The sequence below is a fragment of the Acidovorax sp. Root217 genome (genome assembly GCF_001428645.1).
Classification (GTDB): domain Bacteria; phylum Pseudomonadota; class Gammaproteobacteria; order Burkholderiales; family Burkholderiaceae_C; genus Acidovorax.
Genome location: NZ_LMIH01000005.1, coordinates 40959 through 53694, shown reverse-complemented (window position 1 = coordinate 53694; position 12736 = coordinate 40959). Strand labels below are relative to the sequence as shown.

Below are 12736 nucleotides of genomic sequence, written 5' to 3'. Positions count from 1 at the left end.
GCAGAGGCCGCGCATCAGCCGCAGGCCCCCGTGTGACCGCACTGCGTGCAGTAGTCGCAGCCATCCTTGCGGATCACGGCATGCGCACCGCATTCCACGCACTTCTTGCCGGCCATGGCCTGGGGCACCGCCACGGGGGGCGCTGCCGGTTCGTCCAGCGGCAACTGCTGCTGCACCGGGTCGGCCACGCGGCGTGCGAGGATGTTCTGGATGGCATAGGCCATGGCTGCCACTTCGGAGTCATGCCACATGGGCACCTGCGTGCCGTCCTCCTTGCGGTGCGTGCCCAGGCGCACGGGGCCCCGGTCCCAGGCCACCTTGCGCATGTCGCTGAGCGCACGCTCCAGGAAGCCGCCGCGCGCCGCCAGCGAGAGCATGCGCATGCTGGAGGTGATCCACTGCTGCGACTCGCCGCTCTGCCCCACGGGCATGAAGAACTCGATGGCCCGGTCTACCGTGGCATGGCCCACGCCCGTGGGCACGGGCAGAAAGGAGACCAGCAGGTACAGCGTCTTGCGGCCCTCCTGTGTCCAGTATTCGACCTTCTCGGCCACGGCCGACAGGCCGCCCTTGGGCCGGCTTTCGATCACCGTGCGCATGGGGTCCACCGGCGGCGCGGCGGGTGCCGGGGCCAGCGTCGCTGGGGCGCTGTGGGTTTCGAGCACCGAGCCCAGGATGGCGTTGGGCCGGTAGGTCGCCAGGCCCTTGAGGCGCGCGCGCCAGGCGTGCAGGTACAGGTCCTTGAAACCTTCGTAAGGGTAGTCGGCAGGGATGTTCACGGTCTTGGAGATCGCCGTGTCCACAAACGGCTGCACCGCCTCCATCATCGCGATGTGACCCTCGGCCGGCATGGCCAGCGCCGAGACGAAGTACTCGGGCAGTTGCAGCACGTTGCCGCCGAGTTCGCGGTACAGGCGCCAGGCATGGTCTTCCACCGCGTACTCGCTGGTGCTGCCGTCGGCCTCGCGCTTCTTGCGCTTGTAGGTCCAGGAGAACGGCGGCTCGATGCCGTTGGAGGCGTTGTCGGCAAAGGCCAGGCTCACCGTGCCCGTGGGCGCGATGGACAGCAGGTGGCTGTTGCGGATGCCGTGCGTGCGGATGGCCTCCTTGATGGGTTCAGGCAGGCGGCTGGCAAACGTGCCTTCAGAGAGGTAAGGCCCGGCCTCGAACTTGGGGAAGGCGCCCTTCTCGCGCGCCAGGTCCACCGAGGCCAGGTAGGCCGCATCGCGCATGGCCTGTGCGATGCGCACCGCCATGTCGCGCCCTTCAGGCAGGTCGTAGCGCAGGCACAGCATGGCCAGCGTATTGCCCATGCCCGTGAAGCCCACGCCGATGCGCCGCTTGGCCATGGCCTCGTCGCGCTGCTGCGGCAGGGGCCAGAAGGTCACGTCGAGCACGTTGTCGAGTGCCCGCACCTGCAGCGCCACCGAGGCAGAAAAGGCCTCGAAGTCGAACTGCGCAACCCCGCCGAAGCCGAAGGGGTGGCGCACGAAGCGCGTGAGGATGATGGGCCCCAGGTCACAGCAGCCGTACGACGGCAGCGGCTGCTCGCCGCAGTTGTGCGCCACGATGCCGTTGGCATCGAAGGCATGCACGTCGGCCACCGTCACGTCGTAGACGTCCTCCACGCCATCGTCCACCAGCGCCTGCACGGTGGCCGTGAAGCGCTCGCGGTGCAGTGCGCGGCGATAGCCGGCCAGGGCCCTGGCGAGGCGTTCGGCCTTGTCCGTGTCCGCAAAGCCGATACCTTCGGCGAACACCGCGATGTTGTCGCCGCTGACCACCAGTTCGTGCTGGGCCCGCGTGCCGTACAGGCGCTGGCCGCCGTGGCCATCGGGCAGGGCACGCTCGGCCGCAGGGCGCCGGTCGCGGTAGAGGGTGGAGGCGATGCCCAGGCGCAACAGCATGCGCTGCACGGTCTGCAGCAAGGGCTCGTCGCTTTGCGAAAGGCGCACGCTGACGCCCTTGTCCTGCGTACCCTGCACCGAGCCATCGGCATCGAACAGGCCGCGCAGCAGGCCGCGCGCGAAGTCCGACGATTGGCGCTCCATGGCCGGGGTGATGGTCTTGTGCCCGGGTGCCATACCCAGCCCGAGGGCCAGATTGCGCAAGGCGCCGCTGGCCATGCGCGCCTCGCCGCGCCCGGCCACCGGGCGCTGGAAGCCGCCGAAATCGGCGCGGTGCGCCAGCGTGGCGGCCGCGGCCTCGGCGGCCTGCACGATGCCCGCAGCACCCGTGGCGGCATACGCCACGGTGCCCTGTCCCACGGCCTTGAGTTCGGGCGCCCAGACCGAAATCACCGCCTTGTCGGCCTTGAGCGTGCCGTCGCCGACGAGCAGGCCGAGCAGGTAGCCCTCGGCCTCGCTGCCCGCACCGGCCCAGCCTTGCAGGGCCCGGTGGTCGTGCAGCACGATCTCGTCACCCGGCGAGAGCTGGGCGGCCTCGGTCCACTCGACCTCCAGGCAGTAACGCGTCTTGCGCGCCACGCGGCGCACGCGGTGGTCGGCCGTGAGGCGCAACGCATGGCCCTCGCGGGTCTGCAGGCGCAGCACGGGCCGCGTGCCGGTCTGGAAGAAGCCCTGGCTTTCCACGCGGTAGGCGCGCCCGTCCACCACGGCACTGAAAGGCTGGCCCACCAGATCGGCCACCTGGCGCGGTCCGCCGGTGGTGAGCACCCAGGTATCGGCCGTCACGCAGGGATTGGTGGCGGCGATGTCCTCACAGTAGTGCAGGTTGTTGTCCTCGTTGATGTGGTCGAGGAACAGGATGCCGGGCTCTGCGAAGTCGTAGGCCGACTGCATGATGCTGTCCCACAGCGTGCGCGCCGGCACCGTGGCGTAGACCCATTGGCCATCGGCGCGCTGGTGGGCGCCCTGGGCGATCAGCGGCTCGATGGGACGTGCCTGGTGCACCAGCTCCCAGGGGCCGTCGTTCTGCACGGCCTGGATGAAGGCATCGGGCACGCCGACCGAGACGTTGAAGTTGTTCCAGCGCCCAGGCGCGCGCTTGGCGGTGATGAATTCCTGCACGTCGGGGTGGTCGATGCGCAGCACGCCCATCTGCGCGCCGCGCCGCGCGCCCGCGCTCTCCACCGTGGAGCAGGACTGGTCGAACACGTTCATGTAGCTGCACGGCCCCGAGGCCGTGGAAGCGGTGCCCATCACCCGCGCGCCCTTGGGGCGGATGCGCGAGAAGTCGTAGCCCACGCCGCCGCCGCGACGCATGGTCTCGGCCGCCTCGCGCAGGGCTTCGTAGATGCCGGGGTAGCCGCCGTCGTCCACGCCCTGGATGCAGTCGCCCACGGGCTGCACGAAGCAGTTGATCAGCGTGGCCTGGATGTCGGTGCCCGCCGCGCTCATGATGCGCCCGGCACCGATGGCGCCGGCCTGCAGGTTACCGAGGAAAAGGGCCTCGTACTTGTCGCGCAGGGCGGGTGCCTCGACTGAGGCCAGGGCACGCGCCACGCGCCGGTAGAGGTCGTCGGCGCTGGTTTCGCCGTTCTTGAGGTATTTCTCGCGCAGGACGTCGAGGCTGATGGGTTGCATGGAGGTGGCGCCGGTCAAAGCACTGGATGTTTCGCGTTTCATGGCTGAAGGTCCTTGCGCTCCATCAAACAAACGGGGTTCCCCCCACGCTGCAACCCGGTCATGCGGGGGCGAAGGCAGCACCATACATCGCCGGGATAGCCACACTGCCACCGTGGCCTCAGCCCTGCGGGTCGCGCCGCACGGCGGCCGGGAAATGGCCGCCCGCTAGCATTACGGCATGCATACAAGCTTCTTGTCCACCTCCTCCCTGGCCCGGCTGGGCCCCTTGCTGCTGGCGGCCCTCGCACTCGCCGGCTGCGCAGCCCTGCCGGCCCAGGAGCCCCCTTCCTGGCCCGCCCGCCTGCTGCAAGTGCTGCCCGCCGACGTGCTGCTGCTGGGCGAGCAGCACGATGCCGCCGAGCACCAGCGCCTGCAGCGCGAGGCCGTGCAGTGGCTGGCCGCGCGCGGCGCGCTGGCGGCCGTGGTGATGGAGATGGCAGAACAGGGCGGCAGCACCGCCGGGCTGGCGCGCGATGCGACCGAGGCCCAGGCGCAGACGGCCCTGCAATGGCAGGACAAGGCCTGGCCCTGGGCCCAATACGGCCCGGTGGTGATGGCGGCCGTGGCCGCCGGCGTGCCGGTGCTGGGCGGCAACCTGCCGCGCAGCCAGATGCGCGCCGCCATGGGCCAGGCGCAGTGGGATGCGCACCTGCCCGCGCCCGCACTGCAGCGCCAGTACACCGAGATCCGCGACGGCCACTGCGGCCTGCTGCCGCAAGCGCAGATCGCGCCCATGGCGCGCATCCAGATCGCACGCGACGCGAGCATGGCACAGACCGCCACCTCGGCCCTGCAGCCCGGCAAGACCGTGCTGCTCGTGGCCGGCGCCGGCCATGTCTGGCGCGGCCTGGGCGTGCCCACGCACCTGGGCACCCAGGTGGCGGCCAAGGTGGTGGTGGCCCGCGCTGGCGGCGAACCGGCGGCCGCGCATGCCGATGCCGACCTGGTGGCACCGACACCGGCGCTGCCGCCGCGCGATGCCTGTGCCGAGCTGCGCGAGAAGTGGGGCAATGCCCCGCAAAAGCCGTGACCCCAGGCAGGCCGCAGGAAAAATCCTAGAAGACGGGGTGATCGGACGCAGGTTGGGCCTTGAGCAGCGCAGCAAACGCCTGCGCGCGCAGCGGCCGGCTGCACAGGTAGCCCTGGTAGGTGTCGCAGCCCCGCTCCTGCAGGAAGGCCAGCTGCGCGGGGGTCTCCACCCCCTCGGCCAGCACCGACAGGCCCATGCTGTGCCCCATGGCGATGATGGCCGCGCTGATGGCCATGTCATCGGTGCTTTGCGGGATGTCGCGGGTAAAGCCCTGGTCGATCTTGAGCACGTCGATGGGAAAGCGCTTGAGCTGTGCGAGCGAGGAGTAGCCGGTGCCGAAGTCGTCCACCGCGATCCGCACGCCCAGGCCCCGCAGGCCCAGCAGCACCTGCAGGGCCTCTTCGGCGCGTTCGGCCAGCGCAGTCTCGGTGATCTCCAGCTCCAGCAGCGCCGCCGGAAAGCCCGAATCGGCCAGCGCTGCGGCCGTGCAGCCGGCCACGTCGGTCAGGTGGAACTGGCGCGGCGAGACGTTGACGGCCAGCGTCAGGTCCGGCAGCCCCTCATCGCGCCACTGCCGGCCCTGGCGGCAGACCTCGCGCAGCACCCATTCGCCGAGCGGGCCGATGACGCCCGAGGTCTCTGCCACCGGGATGAAGCGCGCGGGTGAGATGAGGCCTTCGTCGGGGTCGTTCCAGCGCACCAGGGCCTCGGCCCCCACGATGCGGCCGCTGGCGATATCGACCTGCGGCTGGTAGTAGACCTCCATGTGGCCCTGCGCCAGCGCCAGCCGCAGGCGCGACTCCAGCGCCAGGCGCTCGCGCGCGGCCTGGGTCATGGTCTCGTGGAAAAAGCACCAGGCACCGCGCCCGCGCGCCTTGGCGCCATAGACAGCGGCATGCGCGCCCTGCTGCAGGCCCTCCACCGTATCGGCGTGGGTCGGGTACATGCAGATGCCCACGCTGGCCCCGGCCACCACCTCCAGGCCATCGGGCGAGCGCCAGGGCTCGGCCACGGCCGCGATCAGCTGGCGCGCCACGGCGGCTGCGCCCTCGGAGTTGCGCATGTGGCGCGCCACCACGGCCAGTTCGTCCCCGGCCATGCGGCCCAGCAGGTCACCTGGGCGCAAAGCCAACTGCACCTTCTTCGCAATGTGCTGCAGCACCTGGTCGCCGGTGGCGTGGCCATAGCTGTCGTTCACGTCCTTGAAGCGGTCCAGGTTGATCAGCAGCACCGCCAGGTGCTCGCCGCTCAGGCGCGCCTCGCCCACCGCCGCGGCCAGCTCGGCGCCGAAGCGCGTGCGGTTGGACAGGCCGGTGAGCGCATCGTTGTGCGCCAGGAACTCCAGGCGCTGCTGCTGTGCCTTCTCCTCGGAGATGTCGGAGAACATGCACACGTAGTGCGTCACCGCGCCTGCAGGGTCGCGCACGGCGCTCAGCGACATGTGCTCGGGAAAGACCTCGCCGTTCTTGCGCCGGTTCCAGATCTCGCCCTGCCAGTGGCCGGCGCCGTGGATGGACGCCCACATGGCGTCGTAGAAAGCCTTGTCGTGGCGGCCTGACTTGAACACGCGCGGGTTCTGGCCCAGCAGTTCCGTCTCGGTATAGCCCAGCAGGCGCGTGAACGCCGCGTTGACCGACAGGATGCGGCCCTGTGCGTCGGTGACCACCACGCCCTCGATGGTGTTGTCCACCACCGTGCTGGCCAGGCGCTGGCGCTCTTCGCTGGTGGCCAGGGCCGCACGCACGGCCGCGATGTCGACCCTGTCCTGAAGCACGCGCGCCCGGGCCTGCTCGGCCTCGCGTGCGCGGTGCGCCAGCCAGCCGGCCAGCCCCCCGGTGAGCAGCACGTAGAGCCAGCCCTTCCAGGTCTGGTAGCGGGTCAGGTCCTGCGGGTCCGCAACCCAGTGGACTAGCAACAGGTCGCCCACCCACACCCACACCACGCCCAGCACGAGGTACAGCGCCGCCACGCGCCAGGGAACCAACGCCCGTGGGCCTTCCGACTCTTGCATGAAATCCCTCTTCCAAACCCGTCCGGGCCTTGCTGCGACAATGGCGCAGCTATGACGACCCAAGCCTATATCCTTACCCTGTCCTGCCCCGACCGCCTGGGGCTGGTGCACGCTGTCTCCGGCTTCCTGCTGGAGCACGGCGGCAACATCGAAGAAGCCGCGCAGTACAACGACCACGCCACCGGCCTGTTCTTCATGCGCGTGCAGTTCGCCTGCAGCCAGCACGACCATGCCACGCTCAAGGAGCGGCTGACGGCCTTCGCCGACCCGCACGAGATGCGCTGGAGCCTGCACGCCACGGCCCAGCCCGTCAAGGCCGTGCTCATGGTCAGCCGCGAAGGCCACTGCCTCAACGACCTGCTGTTCCGCTGGAAATCCGGCCTGCTGCCCGTGGACATCCGCGCCATCATCAGCAACCACCGCGACTTCTACCAGCTGGCCGCCAGCTACAACGTGCCGTTCCACCACATCCCGGTCACAGCCGCCACCAAGGCGCAGGCCGAAGCCAAACAGTACGAGATCATCGAGGCCGAAGGGGCCGAGCTGGTGGTGCTGGCGCGCTACATGCAGGTGCTGTCGGACGACCTGTGCAGGAAGCTCTCGGGCCGTGCGATCAACATCCACCACAGCTTTCTGCCCAGCTTCAAGGGCGCCAAGCCTTATTACCAGGCGCATGACCGGGGCGTGAAGCTCATCGGCGCCACCGCCCACTACGTCACCGCCGACCTCGACGAAGGCCCGATTATCGAGCAGGACGTGGCCCGCGCCGACCACACCGACACGGTGGAAGACCTCACGGCCCGCGGCCGCGACACCGAAAGCCAGGTGCTGGCCCGCGCCGTGAAGTGGCACAGCGAGCACCGCGTGCTGCTCAACGGGCACAAGACGGTCGTCTTCCGCTGAGCCCCCGCCAAACACACGAACCGCAGTTCGCATGCCACATGTTCAACCAAGCAACGGCAAAATATGCAATCCACTGAAGCTACTACGCGCCCCATTGGCGTAGACCTTTTTGCCGGTGCGGGAGGCCTCTCGCTAGGTTTTGAACAAGCGGGATTTGATGTGGCGGCCGCAGTGGAGATCGACCCGATCCATTGCGCTACCCACGAATACAATTTTCCGCACTCCAAGGCAATTTGCGCCTCAGTCGTCGACTTGTCAGGAGCAGACATTCGACGTATCGCTGGCCTCGGAAAAGCTGACATTGATGTAGTTTTCGGGGGCGCTCCTTGCCAAGGCTTTTCCTTGATCGGAAAGCGTGCGCTGGATGATTCTCGCAATCAATTGGTCTTTCACTATGTGCGACTGGTTCGAGAGCTGAATCCCAAGTACTTTGTATTCGAGAACGTCAGAGGTTTGACTCTTGGCAAACACGTTCGTTTTCTCGAAGAGCTCATCGAGGCTCTTGCAAGTGCAGGATACAAAGTACTGTTGCCGTACCAAGTGCTGAATGCAGCAGACTTCGGTGTCCCCCAAGACCGCAAGCGTCTCTTTCTCATAGGGGCCCGACCAGATCAAACTCTTCCGTGTTATCCCAAGACTTCTGTACTGCGAGCAACTGTGTGGGATGCGATCAGTGACCTGCCAAACGCTGATGACTTTGTGCAATTGGAGAACAGCGATGCGACATCAGTTCGATGGAGTACGCGACCCGCTTACGCTCGACGCTTGCGGTGCATGGACTCTGACGCTACAGATTTCAGCTATGCGCGTGAGTTCAGCAAAGACCTCCTGACAAGCAGCCTACGCACAATTCACACAGATCTTTCAAAAGCACGCTTCTTGGCGACCCCTCCAGGAGAGAACGAGCCAATTAGCCGCTTTAAGAAGCTTCATCCCGATGGACTATGCAATACCCTGCGCGCGGGGACAGACAGTGCACGTGGTGCGTTCACCTCCCCTCGGCCAATCCATCCAACACTACCCCGAGTTATCACTGTTAGGGAGGCCGCGCGACTGCACTCCTACCCTGATTGGTTCCGCTTTCATGCTACGAAGTGGCACGGTTTCAGGCAAATTGGCAACAGCGTCCCCCCGCTCTTGGGGCGCGCAGTGGCAGCGCAGATCATGAGTGCACTGGGCCCAACTCCCCGCAAGCCAAAAGGATCGTTGCAGCTTGGAAACGCCTCGCTATTGAATTTTCAGATGCTAGATGCTTCACGGTATTTCGGTGTTGCAAGGAACGTCATTGCTCAAAGGCAGCGCAGCACTACCAGCCGTGACGTGTTCACAAGAAGCATTGAAGAGGCATATGTCTAAGCTCACGACACAGCATCAACCACATAGTGGCTCCAAAAACCTCAATCGATACTCCGCCATCATTGAGCATGTTTTTCAGAATCACTATGCGCCCGACGCGGACTCCTTTGAGTTCACTCGAGAAGAGCTTTTTGCTGTTGCCTCCGAACTGGGACTGCAACTGCCCAAAAAACGTAGGCGACTTGATCTATTCGTTTCGCTACAGAAATGAACTGCCGGGGAAAATACTAGACGCTGCCAAACCTGGGCTTGAATGGATCATTGAAGGGGCAGGCCGCGCAAAGTACCGCTTTCGCCTCGCACAACGCAATCGCATTCTGCCTCGGGACGATTTGCTCACGATCAAGATGCCGGATTCAACGCCAGAAATTATTGCTGCCTACGCGTTAGGCGACGAGCAAGCCTTGTTGGCCAAAGTCCGCTACAACAGACTGATAGACGTATTCCTTGGCATAGCCGCCTACTCTCTTCAGAATCACCTGCGGACCACCGTCAGAGGCATAGGGCAAATCGAGATTGACGAGATCTATGTCGGCCTGGACAAGCACGGTCGGCAATTCGTGGTCCCTGTACAAGCTAAAGGCGGGTCGGATAAGCACGGCGTCGTGCAGACGCAGCAGGATATCGCACTGTGTGCTCAGTCCTTTCCAGGTTTGATTTGCAGGCCTGTGTCCGCACAGTTCATGACTGATGACCGTATCGCCATGTTCGAACTAACGGTTGTAGATGGAAGTGTGAAAGTCGTGGAAGAGCGACACTATCAATTGGTCAATGCACGTGCCATCACTTCATCCGATCTTGAGCAGTATTCGAGAGCGTAAGCAAGGCATGGCCTCGCGAATACCCCCAATCCAGTGCCTGCTGACCTTCGAGGCGCTGGCACGCCTGCGCAGCGTGACGCAGACGGCCGACGAGCTGTGCGTCACGCCCAGCGCGGTGAGCCACCGCGTCAAGCAGCTCGAGCAGATCCTGGGCGTGCGGCTGTTCGGCCGGGCCGATTTCTCGCTGACCACCGAGGGCAGCGCCTACCTGGCCCATGTGCGCGAGGGGCTGGGGGCGCTGCAGCGCTTTCCGGGCGCAGCCGCAGCGCCTGGGCGCCGCCGGCTCAAGCTGGCCGTGACGCCGACCTTTGCGCGCACCATCCTGATCCCGCGCCTGCGCCAGTTCACCGAGGCCTACCCCGAGATCGACCTGGCACTGCAGGTCTCCATCCCGCTGCTGGATGTGGTGGCCGAAGACGCCGACCTGATGGTGCGCTTTGGCGCAGGCCACTATGCCGACGTGGAGCATGTGGAGCTGGCGCGCGACGTGGTCACCCCGCTGGCCTCGCCGGCCTTCGTGCGCGAGCACGGCCCCTTCGAGCGCCCCGAGGACCTGGAGGGCGTGGCGATGCTGCGAAGCCCGCTCGAACCCTGGCGCACCTGGTTCGGCGCCACCGGCCTGGACTGGGCCGAGCCGAGCGAGGGCTCGCAGTTCAACGACATCGGCCTGATGTGCGACGCCGCATCCGCCGGGATGGGCGTGGCGCTGGTGCGCCTGAAGCTGGGTGCGCCCTGGCTCGAGAACGGCACGCTGGTGCGCCTGTTCGACACCGACACCACCAGCCCCCACGCCCACTACCTGTGCTGGCGCACCGGCACCATGGACCGCTGGGAATGCGCGGCCTTTGCGGAATGGCTGCGCAAGATCATGGTGTGAGCATGCGCATACGCCCAGCGCAACCGGACGATGCCGCCGCCATCGCCCGAATCCACGTGGCGGCCTGGCAGGCGGCCTACGCGGGCATCATCGACGCGGCCTACCTGGCGGCCCTGTCCACCGCCCAGCGCGAAACCTATTGGGCTCAGGCGATTGTCCAAGGCCGGCCCAGGCTGCTGCTGGCGCAGGACGGCGACGGTGCAGTGGCGGGCTGGATCGCCTTCGGCGACTGCCGCGACAAGGATGCGCCGGCCACCCGGGGCGAGGTCTGGGCCATCTACGTGGACCCGGCCCGCTGGTCGCAGGGGGCGGGCCAGGCGCTGTGGCAGCAGGCCCGGGAGCAGCTGAAGCAACAGGGCAAGGACGAGGCCAGCCTGTGGGTGCTGGCCGCCAACCAGCGGGCCATCCGCTTCTATGCGGCGCTGGGCTTCGTGCCCGATCCAGGGAGCGACAGGACCATCACGGTGGCTGGAGCGCTGATCGACGAGGTCCGCCAGGTCTGCCCGCTGGCGCGCGGCGGCTGACGCCCCGCAGCGGATTTCACACCGGCACTCCAAAAATCTCACGGCAGCCGGCGCCGCAATGGCCTACAGTGGCGGCATGCAGACCGCTTCCCTCTCCTCCCTCGCAGCCAAGGCAGCCACCGGGCCCACGCCAGCCGAGCGCGCAGCGCGCCAGGCCGAGGTGGTGCAGGCACTGTCCCGCACCGTGCCGGCCCATGCCCTTCTGTGGCATGCCGAAGACACCACGCCCTACGAATGCGACGGTCTCACCGCCTACCGCCAGCGCCCGCTGGTGGTCTGCCTGCCCGAGACCTACGAACAGGTGCAGGCCGTGCTGCAGGCCTGCCACCGGCTGCACGTACCGGTGGTGGCGCGCGGCGCGGGCACCGGCCTGTCGGGCGGGGCCATGCCCGACGCCCTGGGCGTGACGCTCTCGCTGGCCAAGTTCAACCGCATCCTCGACCTGGACCCGGTGAGCCGCACGGCCGTGGTGCAGTGCGGCGTGCGCAACTTGGCCATCAGCGAGGCGGCCGCGCCCTATGGCCTGTACTACGCGCCCGACCCCAGCAGCCAGATCGCCTGCACCATCGGCGGCAACGTGGCCGAGAACTCGGGCGGCGTGCACTGCCTCAAATACGGCCTCACGGTGCACAACGTGCTCAAGGTGCGCGGCTTCACCGTCGAGGGCGAGGCCGTGGAGTTCGGCAGCGGTGCGCTCGATGCGCCCGGCTATGACCTGCTGGCCGCCGTGATCGGCAGCGAAGGCATGCTGGCCGTGACCACCGAGGTCACGGTGCGGCTGATCCCCAAGCCGCAGTTGGCGCGCTGCATCATGGCCAGCTTCGACGACGTGCGCAAGGCGGGCGCCGCAGTGGCAGCGGTGATCGCCGCCGGCATCATCCCCGCCGGCCTTGAGATGATGGACAAGCCGATGACCGCCGCCGTGGAAGACTTCGTGCACGCGGGCTACGACCTGAACGCCGAGGCCATCCTGCTGTGCGAGAGCGACGGCACGCCCGAGGAGGTGGAGGAAGAGATCGGCCGCATGACCGAGGTGCTGCGCGCCGCAGGCGCCGTGGCCATCTCGGTCAGCTGCGACGAGGCCGAGCGCCTGCGCTTCTGGAGCGGGCGCAAGAATGCCTTCCCGGCCAGTGGGCGCATCAGCCCCGACTACATGTGCATGGACTCCACCATCCCGCGCAAGCGCCTGGCCGACATCCTGCTGGCCATTGCCGAGATGGAAAAGAAATACCAACTGCGCTGCGCCAACGTCTTTCACGCGGGCGACGGCAACCTGCACCCGCTGATCCTGTTCGACGCGAACGACCCCGACCAGTTGCATCGCTGCGAGCTGTTCGGCGCCGACATCCTGGAGACCAGCGTGGCCATGGGCGGCACGGTGACCGGCGAACACGGCGTGGGTGTGGAAAAGCTCAACAGCATGTGCGTGCAGTTCTCTGCTGCCGAGAATGCGCAGATGTTCGGCCTCAAGCATGCGTTCGACCCGGCCGGGCTGCTCAACCCCGGCAAGGTCATCCCGACGCTGCACCGCTGCGCGGAGTACGGCAAGATGCTGGTGCGCGCGGGGCAGATCAAGCACCCCGATCTGCCTCGCTTCTGACGTGCCGCGACAACCGCTCACCACTGC

The 12736-nt window shown here is 67.0% G+C and carries 9 protein-coding genes; 7 read left to right on the top strand and 2 right to left on the bottom strand.

Features of this window, described 5'->3' with window-relative positions:
- Positions 1-14: 14 nt before the first annotated feature.
- Entirely contained in the window at positions 15-3587 is a 3573-nt protein-coding gene (locus tag ASE31_RS01780; RefSeq protein WP_057199821.1) for an LAGLIDADG family homing endonuclease, read from the bottom strand.
- Between the two features lie 178 nt (positions 3588-3765).
- Here ASE31_RS01780 and ASE31_RS01775 point away from each other — a divergent pair, with 178 nt between their 5' ends.
- A complete protein-coding gene (locus tag ASE31_RS01775; protein ID WP_057199820.1) occupies positions 3766-4617 on the top strand; it encodes a ChaN family lipoprotein in 852 nt (283 codons plus the stop codon).
- Between the two features lie 25 nt (positions 4618-4642).
- On the opposite strand, the gene ASE31_RS01770 is transcribed toward ASE31_RS01775, so the two are convergent.
- Positions 4643-6628, bottom strand: coding sequence for a bifunctional diguanylate cyclase/phosphodiesterase (locus ASE31_RS01770; RefSeq protein ID WP_057199819.1), 1986 nt, complete (start codon positions 6626-6628; stop codon positions 4643-4645).
- Positions 6629-6679: 51 nt separating this feature from the next.
- Between ASE31_RS01770 and purU the strand changes: the two genes are divergently transcribed.
- From purU to ASE31_RS01740, 6 genes are all read left to right on the top strand, one after another.
- The gene (purU, locus tag ASE31_RS01765; protein ID WP_057199818.1) at positions 6680-7531 is read left to right on the top strand and encodes a formyltetrahydrofolate deformylase; all 852 of its coding nucleotides are present in this window, start codon (positions 6680-6682) and stop codon (positions 7529-7531) included.
- A 63-nt stretch (positions 7532-7594) separates the two neighbouring features.
- On the top strand, positions 7595-8887 hold the full coding sequence (locus tag ASE31_RS30820) for a DNA cytosine methyltransferase (protein ID WP_082603985.1): 1293 nt from the start codon (positions 7595-7597) through the stop codon (positions 8885-8887).
- 107 nt (positions 8888-8994) lie between these two features.
- Entirely contained in the window at positions 8995-9708 is a 714-nt protein-coding gene (locus tag ASE31_RS01755; protein WP_200961058.1) for a hypothetical protein, read from the top strand.
- A gap of 7 nt (positions 9709-9715) precedes the next feature.
- On the top strand, positions 9716-10585 hold the full coding sequence (locus ASE31_RS01750; protein ID WP_057199816.1) for a LysR substrate-binding domain-containing protein: 870 nt from the start codon (positions 9716-9718) through the stop codon (positions 10583-10585).
- Positions 10586-10587: 2 nt separating this feature from the next.
- On the top strand, positions 10588-11109 hold the full coding sequence (locus ASE31_RS01745) for a GNAT family N-acetyltransferase (RefSeq protein ID WP_057200216.1): 522 nt from the start codon (positions 10588-10590) through the stop codon (positions 11107-11109).
- Positions 11110-11185: 76 nt separating this feature from the next.
- On the top strand, positions 11186-12709 hold the full coding sequence (locus ASE31_RS01740; RefSeq protein ID WP_057200215.1) for an FAD-linked oxidase C-terminal domain-containing protein: 1524 nt from the start codon (positions 11186-11188) through the stop codon (positions 12707-12709).
- Positions 12710-12736 lie beyond the last annotated feature (27 nt).

Bases quoted from the DNA above. Each gene is read 5' to 3' on its own strand.
- ASE31_RS01780 (WP_057199821.1), bottom strand. From the start codon at position 3,587: ATGAAACGCGAAACATCCAGTGCTTTGACCGGCGCCACCTCCATGCAA.
- ASE31_RS01775 (WP_057199820.1), top strand. From the start codon at position 3,766: ATGCATACAAGCTTCTTGTCCACCTCCTCCCTGGCCCGGCTGGGCCCC.
- ASE31_RS01770 (WP_057199819.1), bottom strand. From the start codon at position 6,628: ATGCAAGAGTCGGAAGGCCCACGGGCGTTGGTTCCCTGGCGCGTGGCG.
- purU (WP_057199818.1), top strand. From the start codon at position 6,680: ATGACGACCCAAGCCTATATCCTTACCCTGTCCTGCCCCGACCGCCTG.
- ASE31_RS30820 (WP_082603985.1), top strand. From the start codon at position 7,595: ATGCAATCCACTGAAGCTACTACGCGCCCCATTGGCGTAGACCTTTTT.
- ASE31_RS01750 (WP_057199816.1), top strand. From the start codon at position 9,716: ATGGCCTCGCGAATACCCCCAATCCAGTGCCTGCTGACCTTCGAGGCG.
- ASE31_RS01745 (WP_057200216.1), top strand. From the start codon at position 10,588: ATGCGCATACGCCCAGCGCAACCGGACGATGCCGCCGCCATCGCCCGA.
- ASE31_RS01740 (WP_057200215.1), top strand. From the start codon at position 11,186: ATGCAGACCGCTTCCCTCTCCTCCCTCGCAGCCAAGGCAGCCACCGGG.